The 6,989-nt window shown below is 69.0% G+C and carries 7 protein-coding genes; 4 read left to right on the forward strand and 3 right to left on the reverse strand.

What is annotated here, in order from left to right; translation table 11 throughout:
- Window positions 1–7: 7 nt before the first annotated feature.
- Both ACFU5K_RS30785 and ACFU5K_RS30790 read right to left on the reverse strand, forming a co-directional pair.
- Complete coding sequence (locus ACFU5K_RS30785) at window positions 8–238, reverse strand: hypothetical protein (RefSeq protein WP_384067706.1); 231 nt, start codon at window positions 236–238, stop codon at window positions 8–10.
- Between the two features lie 309 nt (window positions 239–547).
- Window positions 548–1,558: a carbohydrate kinase gene (locus tag ACFU5K_RS30790; protein WP_384067709.1), complete on the reverse strand. Its 1,011-nt coding sequence runs from the start codon at window positions 1,556–1,558 to the stop codon at window positions 548–550.
- 268 nt (window positions 1,559–1,826) lie between these two features.
- On the opposite strand from ACFU5K_RS30790, the gene ACFU5K_RS30795 reads away from it, so the two are divergent.
- The 4 genes from ACFU5K_RS30795 to ACFU5K_RS30810 are packed head-to-tail and all read left to right on the forward strand — an operon-like array spanning window position 1,827 to window position 5,815.
- A complete protein-coding gene (locus tag ACFU5K_RS30795) occupies window positions 1,827–2,828 on the forward strand; it encodes a sugar ABC transporter substrate-binding protein (protein WP_384067712.1) in 1,002 nt (333 codons plus the stop codon).
- A 6-nt stretch (window positions 2,829–2,834) separates the two neighbouring features.
- On the forward strand, window positions 2,835–3,830 hold the full coding sequence (locus tag ACFU5K_RS30800; RefSeq protein ID WP_384067715.1) for an ABC transporter permease: 996 nt from the start codon (window positions 2,835–2,837) through the stop codon (window positions 3,828–3,830).
- The gene (locus ACFU5K_RS30805; RefSeq protein WP_384067719.1) at window positions 3,827–4,738 is read left to right on the forward strand and encodes an ATP-binding cassette domain-containing protein; all 912 of its coding nucleotides are present in this window, start codon (window positions 3,827–3,829) and stop codon (window positions 4,736–4,738) included. The genes ACFU5K_RS30800 and ACFU5K_RS30805 overlap by 4 nt, the downstream gene beginning before the upstream one ends.
- The gene (locus ACFU5K_RS30810) at window positions 4,739–5,815 is read left to right on the forward strand and encodes a LacI family DNA-binding transcriptional regulator (protein WP_384067724.1); all 1,077 of its coding nucleotides are present in this window, start codon (window positions 4,739–4,741) and stop codon (window positions 5,813–5,815) included. It begins immediately after the preceding gene.
- Window positions 5,816–5,858: 43 nt separating this feature from the next.
- Here the strand turns inward: ACFU5K_RS30810 and ACFU5K_RS30815 are convergent, their stop codons facing one another.
- Entirely contained in the window at window positions 5,859–6,395 is a 537-nt protein-coding gene (locus tag ACFU5K_RS30815; protein WP_384067722.1) for a hypothetical protein, read from the reverse strand.
- Between the last annotated feature and the right edge of the window lie 594 nt (window positions 6,396–6,989).

The raw sequence follows: 6,989 nt of genomic DNA on the forward strand, positions 1-6,989 counted from the left end.
GCCTCCTCTACCGCCACGGTAGACAAGCCGCCACCCCAACCACACCCAGATCAGCGAAACCCCAGCTCAACCGTCCCTGGAAAGGATCCGCACCCATCGGCTTCTGTGTCCAGTGCACCAGATCGGGGCTGGTGGCATGGCCCCAGTGCATGGTGTCCCAGGCCAGGCCGTGCGGGTTGTGCTGGTAGTAGAAGTGGTACAGCCCGTTCGCGTACACCAGTCCGTTCGGGTCGTTCATCCAGCCCGACTGCGAGCTGAAGTGGAACTGGCCGCGGTACGGCTCACTGTAGGTGGTGGGCGGTACGGGAACTCGGAGTAGTCGGACACGGTCCCTGCGAACGCCGGGGTACCCGGGAGCAACGCGACCAGGCTCGTGACCAGGGTAACGAGCAGCGCCCTGACTTTTCGGCGCATGTGAACCCACTCTCTGTACGCGGTGCACGGGTGTCATGGTTGACATCTGTCATCGTTGACTTCAGGCCGATGTCAGATGATGGGCCTCCTCGGAGAGCCCGTCAACGCTTTGAACCGCAACAGCTCCCGCAGTTCACTGCCCGGCCGCGGTGTACGCAGATCCGCACCCCTGCCCCAACTGGTCTGCCCACGGCGGGTTCGGACCTGCGACGGCACAGGTCAACGCCGCTACGCGCACCGCGTACGCGCAGGCCTCCACGACGTCGGCCGCCTCCAGACTGTCGAGCCGGCCACCCAGCAGTCCGCGCGTGCCGAGATGGTGGAGCAGTCCTGCGGTGAAGGCGTCCCCCGCGCCCACGGTGTCGACGACTCCTGTGGGCACGCCGGGCACGGTGACCCGTTGACCGTCGAGGGAGGCGATCGCGCCGTGTGCACCGCGGGTGACCACGACCAGCCGCGCGCCCTCGGTGTGGAACCCGTCGCAAGCCGCCTCCACCGTGCTGTCCGGTGCGATCACGTCGAGGTCGTCCTCGCTCAGCCGAAGGATGTCCGCCACCGCGCACCACCTCGGCAGCCGCTCGCGATAGACCGCCGGGTCGACCAGGGCGGTCCTGATGTTGGGATCCACGCTGACCGTGGAGTGCGGCCGCGCTTCGGTCAGAAGTTCCTCCACCAGGGGGCCGCCCGGTTCGCGGACCAGCGCGAGTGAACCCGAGTGCACGCAGGACGAGGTGAGCAGATCGGCACGGGCCAACTCCTCGCGCGTCCACTGCCAGTCGGCGGTGCCTTCGGCGTGGAACGAGTATGAGGCCTGGCCCTCCGAGTCGACATCGGCGACTGCCAGTGTGCTGGGCTCAGCCGCCTCCGCGGCATCGGACAGGTCGACCCCGGACTCCAGCAGGTGGGCGCGGAATAGGCGGCCGAACACGTCGCCCGACAGCCGTGCCAGGAACCGGGTCGGGGTACCGAGCCGCGCCAGGCCCACAGCGGTGTTGGCCGGGCCTCCGCCCGGCAGTACGCGCAGAGACAGGTTCCGGCCGTCCGGAGAAAGGCCGGCGCCCGTGAGCGGGAACTCGGACTTTGAGTCGGCGAAGGCGTCGGCGACGCACTCTCCCAGCACGGTGACGTGACGTGGCGACTGCATGCGGTGGACCCTCCAGGTGGGGCGGGGAACGAAGGCCGCCGAGCCCACCGCACCGGCCTGGTGGAGGGTCCTCGGTGACCGGCTCGTCGTATGACCGACGGGCTTTCCGGACAAGGGGATTGACGTTGACGGACGGGGAGTCCATCATCCTCCGCATGCGGTGTCAACGATGACATGTGTCAACGATGGCATCGCCCGGCGACGGCATCCGCCTGTGCTGCGGGTCTGCTCCACAGCCCACCTTCACCGCTTCCGTAGGAGTCGCAACATGTCACGTAGAGCTCGCCCCGTCCTCGCCATCGCCGCAGGCGGCCTCGCCCTCTGCCTGACCGCGTGCGGTTCCGGCTCCGGTGGCGGCTCCCAGTCCGGGGGCAAGGTCAAGGTCGGCCTGATCACGAAGACCGACACCAATCCGTACTTCGTCAAGGTGAGGCAGGGCGCCGAGCGGGCCGCCAAGACGTCGGGCGTCGAACTGTCCACTGCGGCAGGCAAGTTCGACGGCGACAACACCAGCCAGGTGACCGCGCTGGAGAACATGGTCGCCTCCGGGGTCAAGGGTGTGCTGATCACCCCCAACGACTCCAAGGCCATCGTCCCGGCGATCGAGAAGGCCCGTGCCAAGGGCGTGATGGTCATCGCTCTCGACACGCCCCCCGAGCCGCAGACCGCGGTGGACGCGCTGTTCGCGACCGACAACGTGAAGGCCGGCGAGCTGATCGGTGCCTACGCGAAGGCCGCGATGGGCGGCAAGCCGGCGAAGATCGCCACGCTCGACCTTGCCCCTGGCGTCTCGGTCGGCGTCCAACGGCACGAGGGCTTCATCAAGGGCTTCGGCGTAGCCGCCTCCGATCCGTCGATCGCCTGCTCCCAGGACACAGGGGGAGACCAGGCCAAGGGGCAGACCGCCATGGAGAACTGCCTGCAGAAGGCACCCGACATCAACCTGGTCTACGCGATCAACGAGCCCGCCGCGCTCGGCGCATACACCGCCATCAAGGCCAAGGGCCGCGAGAAGGACGTGATGATCGTCGCCATCGACGGCGGCTGCACCGGCGTGCAGGCCGTCAAGGACGGCAAGATCGCCGCGACCTCGCAGCAGTACCCGCTGAAGATGGCCGCCGACGGAGTGAAGGCGATCGCCGACTTCGCGAAGTCCGGCGAGAAGGCATCCGGTTACACCGACACAGGTGTCCGACTCATCACCGACAAGCCGCAGGCCGGCTCGGAGTCCAAGGACTCCGGCTTCGGCCAGCAGAACTGCTGGGGCTGAGCCGCAGTGACCGCCACCACCTCCGGAACCTTCGGCACCAAGGATCGTCCAGCGCTGCGCCGACTCCTCACCGCCCCGGCCGCGGGGCCGCTCGCGGCCTTGATCCTCGCCTCGGTCTTCTTCTCCCTCAGCACCGAACAGTTCTTGTCCGGTGGCAACTTCTCGCTGGTTCTCCAGCAGGTCATGGTCGTCGGAACACTCGCCATCGGCCAGACACTTATCATCCTCACCGCCGGAATCGACCTCTCCTGCGGTGCCGTCATGGCCTTCGGCGGCATCCTCATCGCCAAACTGGCGGTGGAAGGGCCACTGCCGCCCCTGCTCGCCATAGCCCTCGGGATCCTCGCCTGCGGCGCGTTCGGTCTGGCCAACGGGCTCCTGGTGAGGGCCGTTCCGCTACCGCCGTTCATCGTGACGCTCGGCATGCTCAACGTGGCCTTCGCCCTGACCCACATCTACTCCGCCGAAGAGACCGTTACCGGCCTTCCCGGACCTCTGACCTTCCTGGGCCGGACCTTCCCGCTCGGCCGGACCGACATCACCTACGGATCACTGGTCACCATCGCGCTCTTCCTGGGCTTCGCCTACACGTTGAGCAGCACCGCCTGGGGCCGGCACGTCTACGCACTGGGCAACAGCTCCGAGAGCGCCCGGCTCAGCGGCATCCGCGTCAGCCGGCTCACAGTCGGCGTCTACACGATCGCGGGACTGGTCTACGGCATCGCAGCTCTGCTGCTGGTGTCGCGGACCGGAGTCGGTGACCCGCAGGCCGGCCAGACGGACAACCTCGACAGCATCACCGCGGTCGTCCTCGGCGGCACCAGCCTGTTCGGCGGACGAGGTACGGTGCTCGGCACCTTCGTCGGCGTACTCATCGTGGGCGTCTTCCGCAACGGCCTCCAGTTGATGGGGGTTTCGTCCGTCTATCAGACGTTGGTCACCGGCGTCCTCGTGATCCTGGCGGTCACCGTCGACCAGCTCTCACGAAAGGGGAGCCGATGACCGGCCCCGCTGCCCCCCGGAACCCGACTGCGGGCGAGCCGGGCACCACACCTGATGGGGCAGAGCCCATACCGGCATCGGCAGAGGCGAGGGTGCCCGTGCTCAGCGCCCGCGGGCTCGTCAAGCGATACGGGCACGTCACCGCGATCGACGAGGCAGACTTCGAGCTCATGCCCGGTGAGGTGCTGGCCGTCATCGGCGACAACGGAGCCGGGAAGACGAGTCTGATCAAGGCACTCACGGGCGCGCTGGTGCCGGACGCCGGGGAGATCCGGCTGCACGGCAAGCCGATCCGGTTCGCCGGTCCGCAGGAGGCACGGGCTCACGGCATCGAGACGGTGTACCAGGACCTTGCCGTCGCCGCGTCCATGGACATCACCTCGAACATGTTCCTCGGCCGCGAGATCCGCCGTCAGGGTGCGCTCGGCTCGGTGCTGCGCATGCTCGACAAGAAGGCGATGCGCAGGGAGGCGGCCGCGCACCTCGCCGAACTCAAGGTAGGGGTCGGGCTGTTGAGCCAGTCCGTCGAGACCCTGTCCGGTGGCCAGCGCCAGGCGGTGGCAGTGGCCCGGGCAGCCGCCTGGGCGCGCAGCGTCGTCGTCATGGACGAGCCCACGGCCGCCCTGGGCGTGAAGGAGTCGGGTCAGGTGCTCGACCTCATCCGCCGAGTGCGCGACAAGGGCGTGCCGGTGATCCTCATCAGCCACAACATGCCGCACGTCTTCGAGATCGCCGACCGCATCCACGTACACCGGCTCGGCCGGCGCGAGGCTGTGATAAAGCCGTCCGACTACTCCATGGCCGAAGTGGTGGCCATCATGACCGGGGCACTCTCCGTGCGTCCGGATGGGGGTACGGTCGTGGCGGACAGTGACGCGGCCTCGGCGGCCGGGGTGCGCGGGAGCTGAATCCGCCCCGGTACCCGGGGGACGACTTCATGGAAAAGGTGGTTTATGGCATCGGCCCGCAGACCGACACTCGCCGACGTGGCCCGCGAGGTGGGCGTCAGTGCCAAAACGGTCTCCCGGGTCCTCAACGAGGACGGCCCAAGCTCCCCGGAGACCAGGAAGCGGGTGCTGGCGGCCGTGGCGCGGCTCGGCTTCCAGCCCAACCTGATGGCCAGGAGCATCCGTGTCGGAGGGCCCGACACCACCGTGGGACTGGTGGTGCCGGACCTCGGCAACCCGTTCTTCGGCGCCGTGGCGGGGGGCATCGAGGAGGCGGTCCGTGACCGCGGGCTGACGCTGCTGATGGGGTCGTCCGCCGACGACCCCGAGCGGGAACACACGCTGGTCCGCACGTTCCTGGCGCGCCGGGTGAGTGTCCTCATGGTGGCGCCCGCGGTGGGTGCTGACCATACCCACCTCAAGGCGCACCGGGCGGCGGGCATGCCGGTCATCTTCCTCGACCGGCCGGGCAGCGGTCTGACGGCCGACACGGTGGTCAGCTCCAACCGCTCCGGTACGCAGGAGGGGGTCGCCCACCTGATCGCCGGTGGACACCGGCGGATCGGATTCATCGGCGACCTGCCCGCGCGGCTGTACACCCGCCGCGAGCGCGTCGCGGGATACCGCGCGGCGCTCGCCGAGTCGGGCCTGCCCTACGACCGGGCCCTGGTCGCCGACGCCCATGACCCGGCGGGCGCCGCGCGGGCCACAGCACGGCTGCTCGCCCTGCCTGACCCACCGACTGCCCTGCTGTCGGGCAACAACGTCATGTCGGCCGGGGTGCTGACGGAGATCGCCCGCGGGCGCCGCAAGGACGTCGCGGTCGTCGCCTTCGACGACGTCCCGATGGCTTCCATCCTCGAACCCGGGCTCACGGTGGTGGCGCAGAACCCGGCCACGATGGGCCAGGTGGCGGGTGCCATTGCCGTCGAGCGCCTCGACGGCGACCGTTCCCGGGCCCGCACGATCATGGTCGAGACCCGTCTCGTCCACCGCGGCTCCGGTGAGCTTCCGCCTCCCAGGAACGCGCAGGGCTGAGCGGCGGAGATCGGACCGGCGGACAGGCCACCCGACGGTCCGGCTAGTCGATCAGGGCATCGGCGATGATGATCACCACGCCGATCAGCATGTCCAGGCCTCCCGCGCGGCACGAGGACGGCCATCCATATCCGGCTGTGCGGGCGGCCCAGGTACCCCAGCCGAACAGAGCGACGGTGTTGAGCAGCAAGGCTGTGTCCACAGCCGTGGCTTCCGACCACCAGCCGGCCACCGCGGCAAGCAGTATCGCCACCGTGGGCAGCACCGCGGCGACCAGGGGCCACTCTGCGAGCACCAACCGCAGCCTGCCCTTGGTGGCTGCCCCGTCGGCGGACGCACGCTCTGCGATGACGTGCGCGTACCCATGGGCGGCTCCCGCCGCGAGCGCCGTGAGCAACACCCACAGTGCGTCCTGGCCGGGATCGGCCTTCTCGTCCGTCGCGTCGAGCGCAGCCACCAGGGCGCTGGCCAGCACCAGGCCGTAGATGCCGCTGAACAGCGACTGTTCCGTCGGTCGGCGCTGCAAGGCCAACTTCGGTGCAAAGCCCCTTCGGGGGGCGTGGTCGGCGCGGTCGGGCATCGCATCGCCTCGGTGCGGGAAGAGGGCTGGGTCCGCACATACTCACCCGTGAGACGTCAGGGAACACGACGCCACGCGCAAAGGGGTGCGGACGCCGGCGTCGGGTGACGAGCCGTGTCTCTCTCGTCAAGCGCCGGTGGCTGTGGTCGACCCAAACCGGCGTTCCGCGGACCAGTGCGCGGCCCTGCGGCGGTCAGGGGCGCGGTCGGCTGCGGATGTACGCGGCGGATCCTCCTCCCCGATGTTCTCGGCAGATTCGACGACCGATGCCGAGCGGTGCCGGTAGAGGGAGTCGGGGGGCGAGTGCGTGACACCCGCGCCCGGCCGGCCCGTCGCCGTCGGGCCGGGCACGCTCGGCTGGCACTACGCAGCGGGCTTCACCTTCAAGGTCCCTCTCGCCCTCGTGCTGTGTGTCGCGCTCCGGGATCGTGGACAGCTACCGCCTCGGTCTCTGTCTGCCCTACCAGATGTTCGCTTCCGCCTTCATGTCGTGCCTGCTCGGAAGATTTCAAGTCCAGTGAGACGGTCGTGATGCTATGAGGTTTGTGGTGCGGGTTCGCGGCGCTTGGCCGGGTCGTTGATCCACGCCTGCTG

It is taken from the genome of Streptomyces sp. NPDC057428, assembly GCF_042803195.1.
In the GTDB taxonomy this organism is placed as follows: Bacteria; Actinomycetota; Actinomycetes; order Streptomycetales; family Streptomycetaceae; genus Streptomyces.